Below are 19246 nucleotides of genomic sequence, written 5' to 3' on the forward strand. Positions count from 1 at the left end.
GGTGGCGACCACCTCCGGGGGCGGCCGGCGCGGTGCCCACCGCGCGCCCGCCCCGCTCAAGCCCGGCGCGGCCGCGCCGGCGCCCGGCGACCTCCGGCCCGACATCCAGGGCCTGCGGACGGTCGCGGTCGGCTCCGTCCTGCTCTACCACCTGTGGCCGAACCGCCTGACCGGCGGCTTCGTCGGGGTGGACGTCTTCTTCGTCATCTCGGGGTTCCTCATCGGGTCCCACCTGCTCAAGGAGCTCGAGTCCAGCGGTCGCATCCGCCTGGGCCGGTTCTGGGCCCGCCGCGCCAAGCGCCTGCTCCCCGCCTCGCTGCTCGTCCTGCTCGTCGTGACCGTCGCGGCGCACGTCGTGATGCCGCTGAGCGAGCGCGCCGACGTGCTGAAGGAGGTCGTGGGGTCGGCCTTCTACGTCCAGAACTGGGTGCTCGCCAACGAGGCGGTCGACTACCTGGCGGCGGGCGACGCGCCGTCGCCGATCCAGCACTACTGGACGCTGTCGACCGAGGAGCAGTTCTACATCCTGCTGCCCCTCATCCTCGCCGCGCTGGCCCTGCTGCTGCGCCGCCCCGGCGGCGGCACCCGGCTGCCGCGCCGCGCCGTGGTGATCCCGGTGCTGGCGGTGCTCGCCGGAGGCAGCCTCGCGTACTCGATCCACCTCACGACGGCCGAGCCCGGCGTCGCCTACTTCTCGACCTGGACGCGCGCCTGGGAGTTCCTCGCGGGCGTGCTCTTCGCCGCGGTGGCTCCGCGGCTCCCGCGCTGGACCCGCGAGGTGCTCGGCTGGGCGGGCGCCGCCGCCGTGCTCGTCACCGTCGTCACCTACACCGGGGACACGGCGTTCCCGGGGTACGCCGCGGCCCTGCCCGTCCTCGGCACCGTGGCCCTGCTGGCGGCGGCCGACGCCGGCCCGGTCGCGCTCGCCAGCCGGTTCCGCCCGGTCACGTGGATCGGCGACCTGTCCTACGCGATCTACCTGTGGCACTGGCCCCTCATCGTGCTCGTCCCCTTCGTGACCGAGCAGCCGCTGCGCACGGTCGACAAGCTGGGCATCGCCGTCGTCACGGTCCTGCTCGCGTGGGGCTCGACCCGCTTCATCGAGGACCCGGTCCGCTTCTCGCCCCGCCTGCTCGGCGGCGGGCGGTCCGCCCGCGCGGTCGGGGCGTGGATGCTCGCCGTCACCTGCGTGGTGGCCGGCTCGGCGTTCGGTGGGATCCGCTACGCGGAGCACCGCCAGGACGAGCTCATCGCCGAGGCGAACGCGCTCCTCGCCAGCGCGGACTTCCGCTGCCTCGGCGCCGGCCAGCTCGTCAACGACGACGAGTGCGGCGACTTCGGCACCGTCATCGTCCCCGACCCCTCGGTCGCCGGGCGCGACGACTACAACGACGGGCGCTGCTGGGCGCCGTACGGGGAGAGCGTGCCGCAGGTCTGCCGGCTGCCGCTCGAGGACGACACCCCCGAGCCGCCGGCCGACGCGGAGCCCCTGCGGGTGCTCGCGGTCGGCGACTCCCACAACAACGTCTTCCTGCCGGCCTACGAGCAGATGTACTCCGAGCTCGGCTGGCAGATCGACGTGACGGGCCGCGCCGGGTGCTCGTGGAGCACCGTGCCCCAGGGCAACAGCGTCGGTGCCCGCCGCGACGAGTGCAACGAGTGGAAGCGGAACGTCGCCGACCTCCTCGCCGACTCCGACCCCTACGACCTCATCATCACGACGAGCCTGCAGTCCGGCTTCCTCGCCGAGCCCGTCGACGGGGAGACGCAGGAGGAGACGACGGTGCGCGGCCTCCGCGAGGCCTGGGAGTCGCAGATCGCCCGCGGCGCGGTCGTCGTGGCGATCCAGGACAACCCGATGATGGACAAGGACGTCGTGCAGTGCGTCGAGCGGGAGGGCCTCGCCGCGGTGACGGAGTGCGCGCAGCCGCCGTCGCGGGCGTTCGCGGGGTACGACGCGATCAGTCCCGCCGTCGAGCAGACGCCGGGCAGCGCGCTGGTCAGCCTGCGCGACCTGCAGTGCACCGACGACTCCTGCTCGCCGGTCATCGGCAACGTGGCGGTCTACCGCGACTTCACGCACATGACCGCGACCTTCGTGCGCACCCTGACGCCGTTCTTCATCGACCGCGTCGAGGCGGCGGTGGCCGAGGCGCGGGCCAGCGCGCCGGCGAACGGCTGAGCCGAGCGGTTCACCGGAACGTAACAAACGCCCGGAACGTGTTTCCTGCGCGAAACAAGTCGAGGTCGGCTCGGAAACCTCGGGACTCGATGGTTGCCTCCACCGGTCCTCCCGTGCGCCGCACACCGCCGTCGCGGACGGGCAGGACGACGTACGACGACGGGAGTTTCCATGGAGTACGCGCTCCAGGCCTGGATGTTGGCCTCGGCATCGCTGGTGCTTCTGATGACGACCCCGGCCCTCGCCCTCTTCTACGGGGGCATGAGCCGGTCCAAGTCGGTCCTCAACATGATGATGATGTCGTTCTCGGCCGCTGGCGTCGTGGGCCTCGTCTACGTGCTGTGGGGCTGGTCGATGACCTACGGCAGCAGGGACGTCGCGCTGCTGTTCAACTACCCCTTCGAGCACTTCGGGCTGCGCGACGTCGAGGGGGCCACCTACCTCACCGTCGGCTTCCAGCTCACCTTCGCCGTCATCACGGCCGCCCTCATCAGCGGCGCCGTGGCGGACCGCCTCAAGTTCTCCGCGTGGCTGCTGTTCGTGCCCCTGTGGGTGACGCTGTCCTACTTCCCGCTCGCGCACATGGTGTGGGGCGGGGGCTTCCTCAGCGGCGCGCAGAACGGTCTCGCGGACCTTCTCTTCTCCGGTGACGGCGGTGCGGCCGTGGCGCCGGTGGACTACGCGGGGGGCACGGTGGTGCACATCAACGCCGGTGTGGCCGGCCTGGTGCTCGCGCTGCTCCTCGGTCGGCGGATCGGCTTCGGCAAGGAGCCGATGAAGCCGCACAACCTGACGCTGACGATGCTCGGTGCCGGCCTCCTGTGGTTCGGCTGGTTCGGCTTCAACGTCGGTTCGTGGGTCCCCGGGGACGCCACGGGCGACGCGATGGGCCAGTACTGGCTCGAGGAGACCAGCCTCGTCTGGCTCAACACGACCGTCGCCACCTGCGCCGCGATCGTCGGCTGGCTCGTCGTGGAGAAGCTCCGCGACGGTCACGCCACGTCGCTCGGCGCCGCGTCCGGCGTCGTCGCCGGTCTGGTCGCCATCACCCCCGCCTGCGGTGCGCTGTCGCCGCTGGGGGCGATCGCCCTCGGCATCGTCGCCGGCGTGGCGTGCGCACTGGCGGTCGGCCTCAAGTACCGCTGGAACTACGACGACTCGCTCGACGTCGTCGGCGTCCACCTCGTCGGTGGACTCGTCGGCACCGTCGCGATCGGCGTGCTCAGCACGTCGGGGGGCATCGCCTACGGCCATGGCGCGAAGCTCCTCGTCGTGCAGGCCGCGGTCGCGCTGTTCGCCGTCCTCTGGTCGGCCGTGGCCACGCTCGTCGTGGGCCTGGTCGTCAAGGCGATCGTCGGCCTGCGGGTCCACGAGGACGACGAGCTCGAGGGCATCGACGGGGTCGAGCACGGCGAGTCGGCCTACGATCTCGTCGGCGCCCGCAGCGGTGGTCTCGGCGGTTCCAAGCACCTGGCAGGGTCCACGCACGTTTCCGAGGGAGTGTGAACATGAAGCTCGTCACCGCAGTCATCAAGCCCCACAAGTGGGAGGACGTGCGCGAGGCGCTGGAGACCTTCGGGGTCACCGGCATGACCGTCAGCGAGGTCAGCGGCTACGGCCGGCAGAAGGGCCACACGGAGGTCTACCGCGGCGCGGAGTACGACATCGCGCTCGTCCCCAAGATCCGCATCGAGATCGTGGTCGAGGACGGCGACGCCGACGACATCGTCGGCATCATCGTGAAGACCGCGCAGACCGGTCGCATCGGCGACGGCAAGGTCTGGGTCTCCGGCATCGACACGGTCGTGCGCGTGCGCACCGGCGACCGCGACGCCTCGGCGATCTGACCGACCGCTGATCGACGACGCCGACGACGTCACCACGACGCCCGGCCGCCTCGGTGCGGCCGGGCGTCGTGCGTGTCCGGGAGGGAGCAGCACGTGAGCGCGACGGAGCGGAGCGAGCGCACGACGGCGGCGGACGCGGCGTGCACGGCGGCGTACGACGCGGGAGGCGGCCCCGACACGGGGGTGGCGCTCCTCGCGGTCGGGGGCTACGGGCGGCGCGAGCTCGCGCCGTACTCGGACCTCGACGTCCTGCTCGTGCACGACCGCGGCGTCGACGTGGAGGAGCTGGCGGGGGTCCTCTGGTACCCGCTCTGGGACGGCGGCTTCAAGATCGACCACGCGGTGCGCGACGTCGACGAGACCCTCACGGCGGCGGCCGACGACCTCAAGGTCGCGCTCGGGCTGCTCGACGCCCGGCACCTCGCGGGCGACCCCAACGTGACCCTCCGCCTCCGCGCCCAGCTGTTCGCCGCGTGGCGTCGCGACGCCCGCAACCGGTTGCCGGGCCTGCGCACCATGACGCGGGCCCGCCACGACCTCGTGGGGGAGCTCGCGCACGTCTCGGTCCCCGACCTCAAGGAGGCGGAGGGCGGCCTGCGCGACGCCACCGTCCTCAAGGCGCTGGTGGCGACGTGGCTCGTCGACATCCCGCACACCGACCTCGACCTGAGCCGCCGGGCCCTGCTCGACGTGCGCGACCACCTGCACGCGGCGGCCGGGCGGGCCACGGACCGCGTGGCCCCGGAGATGTGGGACGAGCTGGCCGCGCGGCTCGGTCTTGCGGACGCCGTGGCCGCCCAGGGGCACGTGCGGGGCCTCGGGCGTCGGATCGACCACATCTCGCGCACCACGTGGCGCCGGGTCGACGCCGTGCTCGCCCAGGAGCGGGTGCCCACCCGTCCCCGGCGCCCCCAGCTGGAGCGCGTCGCCCCCGGCGTGGCACTGGCGGCGGGGGAGATCGTGCTGGAGAAGGGCGCGCGTCCGGCGGCGGACCCGTTGCTCGTGCTCCGGGCAGCCGCCGAGGCCGCGGAGCGCGACGTGCTCCTGGCGCCGGCGACGGCGGCCCGCCTGGGGGCCGAGTCGGCGCCCCTGCCCGTGCCGTGGCCGGCGGAGGCGCGCCAGCTCTTCGTCCGTCTCCTCGCCTCGGGCCGCGGGCTGCTCGACGTCTGGAGCACGCTGGAGGAGACGGGGGTCGCCGAGCGCCTGCTGCCGGAGTGGTCGCGGGTGCACGGCCTGCCGCACGCCTCCGTGATCCACCGCTTCACCGTGGACCGGCACGTCATCGAGACCTGCATCGAGGCGGCGGCGCTCATCCGCACGGTCGCCCGGCCCGACGTCCTCATGGTCGCGGCGCTGCTCCACGACATCGGCAAGGGCGGCCTCGTCGACCACAGCGTCGCCGGCGAGCCCATCGCCCGCGAGGTGGCGGCCCGCATGGGCTTCGCCCCCGACGAGGTGGACCTCGTCGGGGACCTCGTGCGCTGGCACCTGCTGCTGTCGGAGACGGCGACCACGCGCGACCCCGACGACCCGGCGACCGTCGAGCTCGTCGCGCGGCACGTCACCACGCCGGAGGCGCTGTCGCTGCTCGTGGCCCTGACCGAGGCGGACAGCCGCGCGGCCTCCGCCAAGGCGTGGTCCACCTGGCGTGCGGGGCTCGTGCGGCAGCTGGCGCGCCGTACCCTCGCCTCCCTGCTCGCCCGCGCCACCGGCGCGGCGGCCCCGGTCGCCGGGGAGGTGGAGCTGGAGGTGCCCGCGGAGGTACGCCGCGATCCCCGCGCCGTCGCGGTGACGGTGCAGGAGACGGTCGACGGCTCGCGGATCACGACGCTCGCCACGGACCGCAACGGCGTGCTCGCCGACGTGGCCGCGGCCCTCGCCGTGCAACGGGTCGCGGTGCGTGCGGCGCGGGCCTGGTCGCAGGGGCCCTACGCCGTGTCCGTGTGGGAGTCGGGGGAGCGCGACGTCGACGCCGCGGTGCTGCGCGAGCGGGTGGCGGCGATCGTCGACGGCCGTCTCGACCCCGGCGACCGGATCGCCCGGATGGTGCGCTCGACGCGGGAGCCGTCGGTGGTGGTGCGCCCGGAGGCGTCGCGACGCGCGACCGTGCTGGAGGTGCGGACGGACGATCGGCCGGGCGTCGTCGCCCTGGTCTGCCGGGCGCTCGCCGGGCTCGACATCTCGGTGCGCTCGGCGCACATCTCGACCCTCGGTCCGCAGGCCGTCGACGTGTTCTACGTGCAGGAGGCGTCGGCCGGTGCGCTGTCGGAGCAACGGGCGGCCGCGGCGGCCCACGCGCTCCGCGCCCTGCTCTCGGCCACCGTGGACCGGTGAGGGCCGCCCGCCGGTTACCCTGGGACGTCGCGGCGCCGGGCCGCGCACCGTCCGCACGAGCCTGAGGAACGATTCGTTGTTCGCCACACTCTCCGACCGCCTGTCGGACACCTTCAAGAACCTGCGCGGCAAGGGCAGGCTCTCCGAGGCCGACATCGACGCCACCGCGCGCGAGATCCGCATTGCGCTGCTGGAGGCGGACGTCGCCCTGCCGGTCGTCAAGCAGTTCGTCGGCGCCGTCAAGGAGCGGGCGCGCGGCGAGGAGGTCTCGAAGGCGCTCAACCCGGCGCAGCAGATCGTCAAGATCGTCAACGAGGAGCTCGTCGCGATCCTCGGTGGCGAGACCCGGCGGCTGCGCTACGCGAAGAACGGCCCGACGGTCATCATGCTGGCCGGCCTCCAGGGCGCGGGCAAGACGACGCTCGCGGCCAAGCTGGCGCTGTGGCTGAAGGACCAGGGCAAGACGCCGATCCTCGTCGCCTGCGACCTCCAGCGCCCCAACGCCGTCAACCAGCTCCAGGTCAACGGCGAGCGCGTCGGCGTCCCGGTCTACGCCCCCGAGCCGGGCAACGGCGTCGGGGACCCCGTCGCGGTCGCGCGGGCGTCGATCGAGGAGGCCAAGCGCCGCCTCCACGACGTGGTCATCGTCGACACCGCCGGCCGCCTGGGCGTCGACGCCGAGCTGATGCAGCAGGCCGCCGACATCCGCGACGCGGTGCGCCCCGACGAGGTCCTCTTCGTCGTCGACGCCATGATCGGCCAGGACGCGGTCTCGACCGCCCAGGCGTTCCTCGACGGCGTCGGCTACGACGGGGTCGTCCTCACGAAGCTCGACGGCGACGCCCGCGGTGGTGCCGCCCTCTCGATCGCCTCCATCACGGGCAAGCCGGTCATGTTCGCCTCCAACGGCGAGAAGCTGACCGACTTCGACCTCTTCCACCCCGACCGCATGGCGTCGCGCATCCTCGACATGGGCGACATGATGAGCCTGATCGAGCAGGCGGAGCGCACCTTCGACGCCGAGCAGGCGATGAAGGCGGCCGACAAGCTCGCGGGCCGCGGCGACGGCGAGTTCACGCTCGACGACTTCCTCGAGCAGATGCAGCAGGTGCGCAAGCTCGGCTCGCTGTCGAAGATCATGGGGATGCTGCCCGGGATGGGGCAGTTCCGGGAGCAGCTCGAGAACTTCGACGAGCGCGAGATCGACCGGATCCAGGCGATCATCCAGTCGATGACGCCGGCCGAGCGCGCCAATCCGAAGATCATCGACGGCTCCCGCCGTGCCCGCATCGCGAAGGGCTCCGGCCGCCAGGTCTCCGACGTCAACCAGCTCGTCGACCGCTTCTTCGAGGCGCGCAAGATGATGCAGCAGATGGCCCGGGGCGGCGGCATGCCGGGGATGCCGGGCATGCCCGGGATGCCGGGTGCCGGCGGCAAGAAGGCGAAGGCCAAGCAGCAGCCGAAGAAGGGCAAGGGTCGCCGCGTGTCCGGCAACCCGGCCAAGGCCGCCCAGCAGGAGCGGGCGTCGAAGGACAAGGCCGCCGCCGCGGGCGGCAACCCGTTCGGCGGCAACGACGAGCCGGTGGACTACGAGAAGGCCGCCGCGGCGCTCGACCTCCCCTCGGACTTCTCCAAGTTCCTGAAGTGAGGGTGCTCGTCGTCGACGGCGCCAACGTGGTGGGCGCCCGTCCCGACGGGTGGTGGAAGGACCGGGCCGGAGCGGCCCGGCGGCTCCACGAGGGGTTGCTCGTCGCCGACCTCGACGTCGACCGGGTCGTCCTCGTGCTCGAGGGCGGTGCGAAGGGCGGTGTCCGGGCCGGTCGGGACGGCGACGTCCTCGTCGTCCACGCACCGCGTGACGGCGACTCCGAGATCGTGGCGCGCACCGAAGCCGCCGTGGCCGACGGCGCGCGTACGACGGTGGTGACGGGGGACCGGGCGCTGCAGGCGCGGGTCACCCACGTCGGTGCGCTCGCGGTCGGCCCGACCTGGCTGCTCGACCGCCTGTAACGTCCGGCGCATGACGGCGCTGCGCTTCTCCGGTCCGGTCCTGCCCGACGGGGAGGTCGCGGACCTCTACGTCGTCGACGGGCACGTGACCTACGAGCCCCAGCCCGGCGCGGAGACCGCGGCGGAGGGCTGGATCGTGCCGGGCCTCGTCGACGCGCACTGCCACATCGGTCTCGACGACCACGGACCGGTCACGGACGCGGAGGCCGAGGAGCAGGCGATCGCCGACCGCGACGGCGGCGCGCTGCTCATCCGCGACTGCGGCTCGGCCCTCGACACCGCGTGGATGCACGAGCGCGAGGACCTGCCGCGGCTCATCCGGGCCGGCCGCCACGTCGCCCGCACGAGGCGCTACATCCGCGGCTACGCCCACGAGGTGGAGCCGCAGGACCTGGCGGCGCGGGTCGCCGAGGAGGCCCGTCGCGGCGACGGGTGGGTCAAGCTCGTGGGGGACTGGATCGACCGGGAGACCGGCGACCTCGCGCCGTCGTTCGACCCGCCGTCCTTCGCCGCGGCGATCGCCGCCGCGCACGAGCAGGGCGCCAAGGTCACGGCGCACTGCTTCGGCCACGACGTCCTCGCCGGGCTCCTCGACGCGGGCATCGACTGCATCGAGCACGGCACCGGGCTGACGCCGGAGCTCGTCGAGCGGATGGTGGCAGCCGGCACCGCGCTGGTGCCGACCGTGATGCAGCTCGACAAGTTCCCGGAGCACGCCCGCGGCGGGGCGGCCCGCTTCCCGGCCTACGCCGCCACGATGACCGACCTGCACGTGCGCCGCCGGGACACGCTCATGGGCGCCTTCGAGGCGGGGGTGCCGCTCTACGCCGGCTCCGACGGCGGCGGCGTCGCCCGCCACGGCAACCTCGTGGGCGAGGTCGTGGCGCTCGCCGCCCTGGGCCTGCCGGCGTACGACGCGCTCGGGGCCGCGTCGTGGCGGGCGCGTGACTGGCTCGGCTGGAACGCCACGCTCGAGGAGGGGGCACCGGCTGACTTCGTGGTCACGGGAGCCGACCCGCTGGCCGATCTCTCGACCCTCTTCGCGCCCCGCGCCGTCGTGCTCCGCGGGCGTGTGGTGGCGGGCGTCCGCTGACGCGACCGCTCCGCCGCAGATCGGTCCGACAGGTCCGCGGCGGGGCGAAGATCTTGCGGTGAGTCCCGCGAGGAGACGGGACCTTGCGGCTGAACGGGGAGGACACCGCAAGTCTCGCTTGAGTAACGATAGAGGTCTAGACGCGGCCGCTCTCTGTTCGCGGGCTCGACCTGCGCGCTAACTTCACGCCGCGGTGCCACTCGGTCCCACCCGAGGGGTGTGGGGTGCACCGGTGAGACGGAAAGAGCGGGAGGACCTGTGAGACTCAGGGGAATCAGCGTGGCCGCGATCGCGGTCACCATGGCGTTGACCGCGTGCTCGGCACCGGAGGACGAGAGCGAGGAGCAGGCCCGGCAGGACTCCGACCGAGTCGCTGCCGGCGAGGCGCCCGACGCGATCACCATCGGCTGGAACCAGCCGTACTACTCGTACAACGACGACACGTCGGACGGCAACGCCACCGCCAACTCGATCATCAACTACATGCTCCGTGGCGACCTCTTCTACTACGACGAGAACCAGGAGCTCATCCGCGACGAGTCCCTGGGCACGTTCGAGAAGACGAGCGACGACCCGCTGACGGTCGAGTACACCGTGGCCGACGACGCCACGTGGTCCGACGGCACGCCGATGGATGCGACCGACCTCCTGCTGTCCTTCGTGGGCCAGAGCGGCAACTTCAACACCATCGACGCGCGCCGACGACGTCAGCAACCTGGGTGGCGAGGTCTACTTCAACTCCTCGTCCCCCGGCCTCCCGCTCGTGACCGAGACGCCCGAGCTCAGCAACGACAACAAGACGCTGACGCTGGTCTACTCCGAGCCCTTCGCCGACTGGGAGGTGGCGCTCGACTTCGGCGTCCCGGCCCACGTCACCGCGATGAAGGGCCTCGGCATCGAGGACCCGCAGGAGGCGAAGGACGCCTTCGTCGAGGCCGTCCAGAACAACGACGCCGCCGCGCTCTCGCCGATCGCCGAGTTCTGGAACACCGGCTACGACTTCACGTCGCTGCCCGACGACGAGCTCCTCTACCTGTCCAGCGGCGCCTACGAGATGACGGACTTCGTCGAGGGCGAGTACGTGACGCTCACGGCGAACCCCGACTACGACGGTGAGCGTCCGGCCTCGATCAACGAGGTCACGGTCACCTACAACGAGGACCCGCTGGCCCAGGTCCAGCAGCTCCAGAACGGCGAGCTCGACCTCTTCGGCCCGCAGGCCACGACCGACGTCGTCGAGGCGCTCGAGGCCGTCGACCAGGCGGAGATCGAGACCGGTGTCGACGCCACCTACGAGCACATCGACCTGGTGCAGGACAACGGCGGCCCGTTCGACCCGGCGGCCTACGGCGGCGACGCCGAGACGGCCCTCCAGGTCCGCCAGGCGTTCCTCACGGCGTACCCGCGCAAGGACATCGTCGACACGCTGATCAAGCCGATCAACCCCGACGCCGAGGTGCGCAACTCGTTCCTCGTCACCCCGGGCGCGCCGGCGTACGACGCCGTGTCCGAGGCCGGCGGCATGCAGGAGGCCTACGGCGACGGTGACGCCGAGGCGGCCGCGCAGATCCTGGACGACGCCGGGGTCGAGGGCCCGATCGACGTCCGCGTGCTGATCCCGGCGGACAACCAGCGCCGCTCGGACCAGTTCGACATCGTCCAGCCGATCCTGGCGGAGGCGGGCTTCAACCTGATCGCCGACCGTCGTGGCACGTGGGGTGAGGACCTGGGCGACGGCACGTACGACGCCGTCTCCTTCGGCTGGCAGTCGACCTCCACCGCGGTGACCGAGTCGCAGGCGACCTACGTCACCGGCGGCCTCAACAACCTCATCGGCTACAGCAACCCCGAGGTCGACGAGCTGTTCGACGAGCTCGCGGTGACGTCGGAGGCCTCCGAGCAGGAGAGCATCCAGGAGGAGATCGAGGCGCTGCTGGTCGAGGACGCCATCGGTTCGACCGTCTTCCAGTTCCCGGCGGTCGTGGCCTACAACAAGGAGGTCATCGGCAACGTGACGGCTGCGCCGCTCAACCCGACGATCTTCTACGGCTACTGGAACTGGACCGGTCCCGAGGAGGAGTGACCCACCAGCTCCACCCGTCAGTCAGGGGCCGTCGGCCGTCGCCCGGCCGGCGGCCCCTGCTCGCGACCGTCCGCCCCTCGGGGTCGAAACCACGGCCCCCCTCACTCCGAAGGTCCTGACACACCGATGGTCATGTTCTTCGTCCGACGACTGCTCACCTCGAGCCTCGTCGTTCTGGTCTCGACGTTCGTGATGTACGTGCTCGTGAGCATCGCGATCGACCCGCTGTTCGACCTGCGCCAGAGCACGTCGCCCAACAAGGAGCAGCTCATCGAGCAGCGGCGCCAGTCGCTGCAGCTCGACGAGTCGGTGTTCCACCGCTACTTCGACTGGCTGGGCGGTGCCGCCGGCTGCGTCGTCGGCAACTGCGACCTGGGCTCCAACTGGCAGACCAACCAGCAGGTCACCGACCTGCTGAGCGGCGCCATCCTCACGACGTTGCAGCTGGTCTCGCTGGCCACGGTGCTCGCGATCCTCATCGGCGTCTTCATCGGCATCGTCAGCGCGCTGCGGCAGTACTCGGGCTTCGACTACTCGATCACCTTCGTGTCGTTCCTGCTCTACTCGCTCCCCACCTTCTGGGTGGCGGTGCTCCTCAAGCAGTTCCTCGCCATCGGCTTCAACGACTTCCTGGCGGACCCGTCGATCGCGTGGTGGTTCTACGTGATCTGCGTCGTGCTGGCCGGGCTCACGCTCATGGCGGCCCTCGGCGGGAGCACGAAGAACCGGTTGCGCAACTTCGCCGTCGCGGGCGGCGCCACCCTCGTCGTGCTGCTCTACGTCGAGCTCACCGACTTCATCTCGGACCCGACCCTCGGCATCGTGGGCGTCGCCGTCCTGTCGATCGGCACGGCCCTCTGCGTCACGATCCTCTCGACGGGACTCAGCGACCGCCGCTCGCTCTACGCCGCTCTCACCGTCGCCGGTCTCGGCATCGTGCTCTACCAGCCGATGCGCTACTTCTGGTACTACGCGGGCGCCAACTGGCTCATCGTGATCGGGATGGGCGTGCTGGCCGTGCTCGTCGGCGCTCTCGTCGGCTTCCTGTGGGGCGGACCCGACCGCAGCACGGTGGTGCGCACGGCGGCGCTGACCGCGGTGCCCGTGTCGCTCTACCTCTTCCTCGACCGCCTGTTCTCCACGTGGGACGTCTACGTCAACCACGTGCGCATCAGCGGCCGCCCGATCTCGACGTCCGGACGGCGCACGCCGAACTTCGAGGGCAACTTCTGGATGGAGACCCTCGACCTGTTCGGCCACCTGCTGCTGCCGACGCTGACGCTGACGCTCATCTCGTTCGCGGCCTACACGCGGTACGCCCGGGCCAGCACCCTCGAGGTGCTCAACCAGGACTACATCCGCACGGCGCGGGCGAAGGGCCTCACCGAGCGCACGGTGATCATGCGGCACGCCTTCCGCAACGCGCTGATCCCGCTCGCCTCGATCGTGCCCGTCGACATCATCACGCTCATCGGCGGCGCGGTGATCACGGAGCGCATCTTCGGCTGGCGCGGCATGGGCTTCCTGTTCGCGGACTCCCTGGAGAAGAACGTGATCGACCCGATCATGGCCTACCTGCTGGTGGTCGCGATCCTGGCCGTGGTCGCGAACTTCGTCGCGGACCTCGTCTACGCGGTGCTCGACCCGCGGATCCGGGTGAACGCATGAGCGCGGGGAGCCCGACCTGCTCGGGTCCCGCGCCCGCCCCCCGCCGACCTCTGCACGGAGGATCCCTCGCATGACCATGACGACCCCGCCGCCGGCCGCCACGCCGGACGAGCCCCACGAGAACGGCATCGAGAACCGCGACGTCGCCGGCCTGTCCCAGGGCCGCATCGTCCTCAAGCGCTTCCTCGGCCACCGCGGCGCCCTTGTCGGGATGGTCGTGCTCGCCCTCGTGACGATCCTCGCCTTCAGCTCGATCGGCGTCGGCGGCATCCCCGGGTGGTGGAAGTACGCGCCGGGCGACCGTCCCGCCGGGTTCGACCCCGTCACCGACCGCGGCGCCCCGACCCTCGGGCTGCCCACGTGGCTCGGCGGCAGCGGACTCGCGTGGGGTGACGCGCCCTTCGGTCGGGACAACCTGGGCCGCGACATCTTCGCCCGCACCATGCTCGGTGCCCAGACCTCCCTCATCGTCATGGCGATCATGGGCATCGTCGCGGCCGTCATGGGCATCGCCGTCGGCGCGCTCGCCGGCTACTACCGCGGGGCCACCGACCAGGCCCTCATGCGCTTCACCGACCTCGTCATCACGTTCCCGCTCATCGTCATCGGCGCTGTGCTCGGCAAGATGGCCGGTGACTCCGGTGTCTACGTGCTCGCCCTGGTGCTCGGCCTCGTCGTGTGGACGACGTTGGCGCGCCTGGTGCGCGCCGAGTTCCTGTCGCTGCGCGAACGGGAGTTCGTCGACGCCGCCCGGGTGGCGGGGGCGAGCGACACCCGCATCATCCTCAAGCACATGCTGCCCAACGCGATGGGCCCGATCATCGTCAACACGACGCTGCTCATGTCGGCCGCGGTGCTGCTCGAGGCGTCGCTCAGCTACCTGGGCTTCGGCGTCAAGGCGCCCGACATCTCGCTCGGCAAGATGGTGTCGGACTACCAGTCCTACTTCCAGACGCGGCCGTGGCTCTTCTGGTGGCCGGGCGCCTTCATCATCGTCATCGCGCTCTGCGTCAACTTCATCGGTGACGGCCTCCGCGACGCCTTCGACCCGCGCCAGCGCAAGATCCCCTCGCTCCGCGCGATGAACCGGGCGCGCCTCGCCCAGCAGGAGAGCCTCGTGGCGGCGACCCCGGCGCTCCCGACCGGTGCGGACGTCGCCGGCGTGGACGTCGAGAAGCGGGCGCGCGAGACGGACCGCCGGGACGACGAGCCGGGCGGCACCGCGTGACCTCGCGCCGCCCGCGGCCCTCAGACCAGGAGGGGCGTGACCACCGCGGCCAGCGCGAGCAGCGCGAGCGTGGCGACGGCGGCCGGGTCGGGGCGCACCAGGGACCGCGTGGCCTCCGGGCCCGCGGGGCGTCCGGTGGCCTCCTCACGGCGCCAGCGCTCGCGCACGGCGGTGGCCGCCTCGGACTCCTTCCCCCTCGCGCGGTCCATGCCGAGCGGCGGGGGACAGGCCCAGGCGTCGACCGTGGAGCCGTCGAGGAGCACCAGACGCACGCCGTACCGGCCGTCGACCTCCTCCAGGGCGCCCCACGGCACCTCGACGGTGCGGAAGGGGTTGACGACCTGCAGGCCGTCGTCGGTGAGGTGGAGGGCGGGGCGCCAGTACACGACCCAGCCGATCGCGCCGAGGAGCAGCACGGCTCCGCCCCAGCGCAGGAGCAGCTCGACGTCGCCGCCGACGGCCAGGCCGACGAGCACCACGCCGGCGCCGCCCATGAGGGCGACCGCCAGGCGGCGTGCGACCGTGGATCGGTAGGTCTGGACGTACGGGGTGGCCATGGGGCCAGCCTCCCAGAGCAGCACGCAGACCAGCAGAGCAGCACCCCGGGCCCGTCCCGGGCTCGCATCCAGGAAGGTGAGCTGTGACCACCACCCCCGAGGGCACCCCCGAGGGCCCGTCGCTGACGAAGCCGACGACGGACGACGCCGAGGCCAAGCCGGTCGTGCTGGACGTGGAGGACCTGAGCGTCCACTTCTTCGTCGAGGACGAGTGGGTGCCGGCCGCGCTCGACGTGTCCTACCAGGTGCGCGCGGGCGAGGTGCTCGCGATCGTCGGTGAGTCGGGCTCCGGCAAGACCCAGTCGTCGATGTCGCTCCTCGGCCTCCTGCCGCCGAACGGCCGCGCGACGGGTTCCGCGAAGCTCAAGGGCACCGAGGTGCTCGGGCTCCGTGGCGCCGCGCAGCGGCGGCTGCGCGGCAAGGAGATCGCCGTGATCTTCCAGGAGCCGATGACGGCGCTCAACCCGGTCTACCCGATCGGCGCCCAGGTGGTCGAGGCGCTGCGCACCCACCTCCCGCTGTCGCCCTCGGCGGCGAAGGCGCGCGCGCTCGAGCTGCTGCGGCTCGTCGAGATCCCGGAGCCGGAGCGACGCTTCAACTCGTTCCCCCACCAGCTCTCCGGCGGTCAGCGGCAGCGCGCGATGATCGCCCAGGCGCTGGCCTGCGACCCGACGCTGCTCATCGCGGACGAGCCGACGACCGCCCTCGACGTCACCGTCCAGGCCGAGATCCTCAAGCTCATCGCCGACCTCAAGGACCGGATCGACTCGGGCATCGTCCTCATCACCCACGACATGGGCGTGGTGGCGGACATGGCCGACCGGATGGTCGTCATGAAGGACGGTCGCATCGTCGAGACCGGCACCACCGCGGACGTCTTCGCGCGACCGCAGCACCCCTACACGCAGCAGCTGCTGGCCGCCGTTCCCCACTTCGGCCAGGCCACCCGCGCCGAGGTCCGCGCGGGGGACGTGCCGCGACCGGAGTCGGCCTCCACCGAGAAGCGGGAGCCGGTGCTCGTCATCGAGGACCTGGTGCTGGAGTACCCCAAGCGGGGTTCCCAGCCCGTCTTCCGCGCGGTCGACGAGGTGAGCCTCGAGATCGGCGAGGGCGAGGTCGTCGGACTGGTGGGCGAGTCCGGCTCGGGCAAGACCACCATCGGTCGTGCCGTCGTCGGGCTGCTGCCGGTCGCGGGCGGTCGTCTCACGGTCGACGGCGTGGACATGGCCGACGCCAACCGCCGCACCCTGCGCGACCTCCGTCGTCGGGTCGGCATCGTGTTCCAGGACCCGGGCTCCTCCCTCAACCCGCGCATCCCGGTCGGCGAGTCGATCGGCGAGCCCCTCCACCTGCACACCGGGGTGAAGGGCAAGGAGCTCAGCCAGCGGGTCGAGACGCTCCTCGACCAGGTGCACCTGCCCCGCGCCATGCGCAACCGCTACCCGCACGAGCTCTCCGGCGGCCAGCGGCAGCGCGTGGGCATCGCCCGGGCGCTCGCGCTCGAGCCGCGCCTGCTGGTCGCCGACGAGCCCACCTCGGCCCTCGACGTCTCGGTGCAGGCCCGCGTCCTCGACCTCTTCTCCGAGCTGCAGGCGCAGCACGGGTTCGGCTGCCTCTTCATCAGCCACGACCTCGCCGTCGTGGAGATGCTGGCCTCCCGGATCGCCGTGATGCACCACGGCAAGCTGGTCGAGATCGGCCCCAGCTCGCAGGTCATCAACCACCCCAAGGACCCGTACACCCAGCGTCTCGTCGCCGCGGTGCCCGTGCCCGACCCGGTGGAGCAGCGGGCGCGCCGCGCCCGTCGCGACGCCCTGCTGGACGACGCCGGCGTCAGCTGACGACCGGCGCCGCCGGGGCGCGTACGACGAGGGCGGACCCGATTCGCCGCGACGTGCGCGCTCTGGCACAATGATCGGTCGAGTCGTGCGACCCCCGGACCCTCTCATCCGTGGGCCGCTCGCCCTTCGAGGTCCGGAGCCGGTGCCCCACGCCGTCGCGACGTCCCTCATCAACCCGCAACGTTCGAGGAGACACCACCCACCGTGGCCGTCAAGATCCGTTTGAAGCGCCTGGGCAAGATCCGGGTGCCGCAGTACCGCATCGTCGTCGTCGACTCGCGCAAGAAGCGCGACGGCAAGGTGATCGAGGAGATCGGCAAGTACCACCCCAAGGAGGAGCCCTCGTTCATCGAGGTCGAGTCCGAGCGGGCCCAGCACTGGCTCGGCGTCGGCGCGCAGCCGACCGAGGCGGTCGAGGCCATCCTCAAGATCACCGGTGACTGGCAGACGTTCAAGGGCCTGCCGGGCACGGAGGGCACGCTGAAGACGGCGGCCCCCAAGCCCGACAAGCTCGAGATCTTCAACGCCGCGCTCAAGGAGGCTCAGAACGAGCCCAAGGGTGCCGCCATGACGAAGAAGGCCAAGAAGTCCGACGACGCCAAGGCCGACGAGCCGCAGGCGGACGAGGCCACGGCCGACGAGGCGCCCGCCGAGAGCACCGAGGCCTGAGCACCGTGCTGGCCGACGCGCTCGAGCACCTGGTCCGTGGGGTGGTCGCCCACCCCGACGACGTGACCGTGCGGGACAAGGAGCTGCGCCGCGGCTCCGTGCTGGAGGTCCGGGTGCACCCCGACGACCTCGGCAAGGTCATCGGTCGCAACGGCCGCACCGCCACGGCGTTCCGCACCGTCATCGGTGCGCTCGCCGGTCGGGGCGGCGCTCGGGTCGACTTCGTCGACGTCGACCGCCGTCGCTGACACACCGCTCGCCGGACGGGCGTCACCCCCCAGGGGGTGGCGCCCGTCCGTCATTTTCACCGCGCGCGGACACGTAGGATCCGGTCCCGTGAGCAGCAGCATCGAGGTCCTCGTGGGTCGCATCGGGAAGCCGCACGGCATCCGGGGGGACGTCACCGTCGACGTGCGCACCGACGAGCCCGAGCGCCGCTTCGCCCCGGGGGGTCGGCTGCGCGTGACCGCTCCCCGTGACGTCACGACGTCCCGCACCAGCATCGGGATCGAGTCGGCCCGCTGGCACCAGGGCGTGCTGCTCGTCCGCTTCGAGGACGTCTCCTCCCGCGACGAGGCAGAGGCGCTGCGGGGGCTGCTGCTCCACGCCACCATCGAGCCGGGAGAGACCCCCGACGACCCCGAGGAGTTCTACGACCACCAGCTCGTCGGGCTGGTGGTGCACGACCTCGAGGGGCAGGTGATCGGCGAGGTGACCCAGGTGCTGCACGGCGCGGCGCAGGACCTCCTGGGCGTCCGCACGCCCGACGGCCGCGACACGCTCGTCCCCTTCGTCGCTGCGCTCGTGCCGACCGTGGACCTCGCGGCCGGTCACGTCGTGGTCGCCGACCGGCCGGGTCTGGTCGCGCCGTACCCCGAGGAGAGCGACGGCGGCGAGCCCGAGGCCGGGGCCTGAGGCGTGCGCGTCGACGTCGTCACGATCTTCCCCGAGTACCTCCGGGCGCTCGACCTCTCCCTCCCCGGGAAGGCGCAGCGCTCCGGGCTGCTCGACCTGCGGGTCCACGACCTGCGGGACCACACCCACGACCGGCACCGCACCGTGGACGACACGCCGTACGGCGGGGGAGCCGGCATGGTCATGAAGCCGGAGCCCTGGGGGGAGGCCCTGGACGCCCTCGACGTCACGGGCGCGACGCTCGTCGTGCCGACCCCGTCGGGCGAGGTCTTCCGCCAGGCGACGGCGCGTGAGCTGAGCACGCGGGAGCGGCTCGTGTTCGCGTGCGGGCGGTACGAGGGGATCGACGCCCGCGTCGTGGAGCACGCCGCCGCCGCAGGCGCCGAGGTGCGCGAGGTGTCGATCGGCGACTACGTGCTCAACGGCGGCGAGGTTGCGGTGCTGGCGATCGTCGAGGCCGTGGTGCGGCTGCTGCCCGGGTTCATGGGCAACCCGGAGTCGCTCGTGGAGGAGTCGCACGAGGACGGGCTGCTGGAGTACCCCGTCTACACGAAGCCCGCCTCGTGGCGCGGACGCGACGTGCCCCCGGTGCTGCTGAGCGGTGACCACGGCGCGGTCGCGCGCTGGCGTCGCGAGGAGTCGCTGCGCCGCACGGCCGAGCGGCGGCCGGACCTGCTGGCCGAGACGGTCGCCCCTCGGGAGAGCGACGCCTGAGACGTTGCTGAGTGTCGTCTGAGCCACATCTGAGGCGGGAGCGACGCTTGCGTGACGTCATCGTCACGAACCGGGGAACCTCGTTACGACCCCGAAACAATTATG

Annotated in this window: 16 protein-coding genes; 15 read left to right on the plus strand and 1 reads right to left on the minus strand. The window is 72.1% G+C overall.

What is annotated here, in order from left to right; all coding sequences use genetic code 11:
* The first annotated feature begins 1 nt into the window (after position 1).
* From QE405_RS01980 to QE405_RS02025, 10 genes are all read left to right on the plus strand, one after another.
* Positions 2-2182, plus strand: a complete 2181-nt coding sequence (locus QE405_RS01980; protein ID WP_307198546.1) for an acyltransferase family protein — start codon at positions 2-4, stop codon at positions 2180-2182.
* Between the two features lie 171 nt (positions 2183-2353).
* Complete coding sequence (locus tag QE405_RS01985) at positions 2354-3688, plus strand: ammonium transporter (RefSeq protein WP_307198547.1); 1335 nt, start codon at positions 2354-2356, stop codon at positions 3686-3688.
* Between the two features lie 2 nt (positions 3689-3690).
* Positions 3691-4029: a P-II family nitrogen regulator gene (locus QE405_RS01990; protein WP_163773665.1), complete on the plus strand. Its 339-nt coding sequence runs from the start codon at positions 3691-3693 to the stop codon at positions 4027-4029.
* 72 nt (positions 4030-4101) lie between these two features.
* The gene (locus QE405_RS01995) at positions 4102-6363 is read left to right on the plus strand and encodes a [protein-PII] uridylyltransferase (RefSeq protein ID WP_307198548.1); all 2262 of its coding nucleotides are present in this window, start codon (positions 4102-4104) and stop codon (positions 6361-6363) included.
* A 76-nt stretch (positions 6364-6439) separates the two neighbouring features.
* Positions 6440-8011 (plus strand): signal recognition particle protein, encoded by a 1572-nt coding sequence (gene ffh, locus QE405_RS02000; RefSeq protein ID WP_307198549.1) that lies wholly within the window; start codon positions 6440-6442, stop codon positions 8009-8011.
* The gene (locus QE405_RS02005; protein ID WP_307198550.1) at positions 8008-8373 is read left to right on the plus strand and encodes a hypothetical protein; all 366 of its coding nucleotides are present in this window, start codon (positions 8008-8010) and stop codon (positions 8371-8373) included. The genes ffh and QE405_RS02005 overlap by 4 nt, the downstream gene beginning before the upstream one ends.
* Positions 8374-8383: 10 nt before the next feature.
* Entirely contained in the window at positions 8384-9466 is a 1083-nt protein-coding gene (locus QE405_RS02010; protein ID WP_307198551.1) for an amidohydrolase family protein, read from the plus strand.
* Between the two features lie 763 nt (positions 9467-10229).
* Entirely contained in the window at positions 10230-11549 is a 1320-nt protein-coding gene (locus QE405_RS02015; RefSeq protein WP_307198552.1) for an ABC transporter substrate-binding protein, read from the plus strand.
* 132 nt (positions 11550-11681) lie between these two features.
* A complete protein-coding gene (locus tag QE405_RS02020; protein WP_307198553.1) occupies positions 11682-13217 on the plus strand; it encodes an ABC transporter permease in 1536 nt (511 codons plus the stop codon).
* Between the two features lie 70 nt (positions 13218-13287).
* On the plus strand, positions 13288-14445 hold the full coding sequence (locus QE405_RS02025; RefSeq protein WP_307198554.1) for an ABC transporter permease: 1158 nt from the start codon (positions 13288-13290) through the stop codon (positions 14443-14445).
* 20 nt (positions 14446-14465) lie between these two features.
* On the opposite strand, the gene QE405_RS02030 is transcribed toward QE405_RS02025, so the two are convergent.
* Positions 14466-15002 carry a PH domain-containing protein gene (locus QE405_RS02030; protein ID WP_307198555.1) on the minus strand — a complete coding sequence of 179 codons (537 nt, stop codon included), beginning with the start codon at positions 15000-15002 and terminating at the stop codon, positions 14466-14468.
* 83 nt (positions 15003-15085) lie between these two features.
* Here QE405_RS02030 and QE405_RS02035 point away from each other — a divergent pair, with 83 nt between their 5' ends.
* From QE405_RS02035 to trmD, 5 genes are all read left to right on the plus strand, one after another.
* The gene (locus tag QE405_RS02035) at positions 15086-16843 is read left to right on the plus strand and encodes an ABC transporter ATP-binding protein (RefSeq protein ID WP_307198556.1); all 1758 of its coding nucleotides are present in this window, start codon (positions 15086-15088) and stop codon (positions 16841-16843) included.
* A 204-nt stretch (positions 16844-17047) separates the two neighbouring features.
* The gene (rpsP, locus tag QE405_RS02040; protein WP_307198557.1) at positions 17048-17512 is read left to right on the plus strand and encodes a 30S ribosomal protein S16; all 465 of its coding nucleotides are present in this window, start codon (positions 17048-17050) and stop codon (positions 17510-17512) included.
* 5 nt (positions 17513-17517) lie between these two features.
* The gene (locus QE405_RS02045; protein WP_307198558.1) at positions 17518-17760 is read left to right on the plus strand and encodes an RNA-binding protein; all 243 of its coding nucleotides are present in this window, start codon (positions 17518-17520) and stop codon (positions 17758-17760) included.
* 88 nt (positions 17761-17848) lie between these two features.
* Entirely contained in the window at positions 17849-18427 is a 579-nt protein-coding gene (gene rimM / locus QE405_RS02050) for a ribosome maturation factor RimM (RefSeq protein WP_307198559.1), read from the plus strand.
* A 3-nt stretch (positions 18428-18430) separates the two neighbouring features.
* The gene (gene trmD / locus QE405_RS02055) at positions 18431-19141 is read left to right on the plus strand and encodes a tRNA (guanosine(37)-N1)-methyltransferase TrmD (protein WP_307198560.1); all 711 of its coding nucleotides are present in this window, start codon (positions 18431-18433) and stop codon (positions 19139-19141) included.
* Positions 19142-19246 lie beyond the last annotated feature (105 nt).

Source organism: Nocardioides zeae (genome assembly GCF_030818655.1).
Classification (GTDB): Bacteria; Actinomycetota; Actinomycetes; order Propionibacteriales; family Nocardioidaceae; genus Nocardioides; species Nocardioides zeae_A.

Excerpts from the sequence above, each read along its gene's own strand:
- QE405_RS01985 (WP_307198547.1), top strand. The coding sequence starts at position 2,354 with ATGGAGTACGCGCTCCAGGCCTGGATGTTGGCCTCGGCATCGCTGGTG.
- QE405_RS01990 (WP_163773665.1), top strand. The coding sequence starts at position 3,691 with ATGAAGCTCGTCACCGCAGTCATCAAGCCCCACAAGTGGGAGGACGTG.
- QE405_RS02010 (WP_307198551.1), top strand. The coding sequence starts at position 8,384 with ATGACGGCGCTGCGCTTCTCCGGTCCGGTCCTGCCCGACGGGGAGGTC.
- QE405_RS02020 (WP_307198553.1), top strand. The coding sequence starts at position 11,682 with ATGTTCTTCGTCCGACGACTGCTCACCTCGAGCCTCGTCGTTCTGGTC.
- QE405_RS02025 (WP_307198554.1), top strand. The coding sequence starts at position 13,288 with ATGACCATGACGACCCCGCCGCCGGCCGCCACGCCGGACGAGCCCCAC.
- QE405_RS02030 (WP_307198555.1), bottom strand. The coding sequence starts at position 15,002 with ATGGCCACCCCGTACGTCCAGACCTACCGATCCACGGTCGCACGCCGC.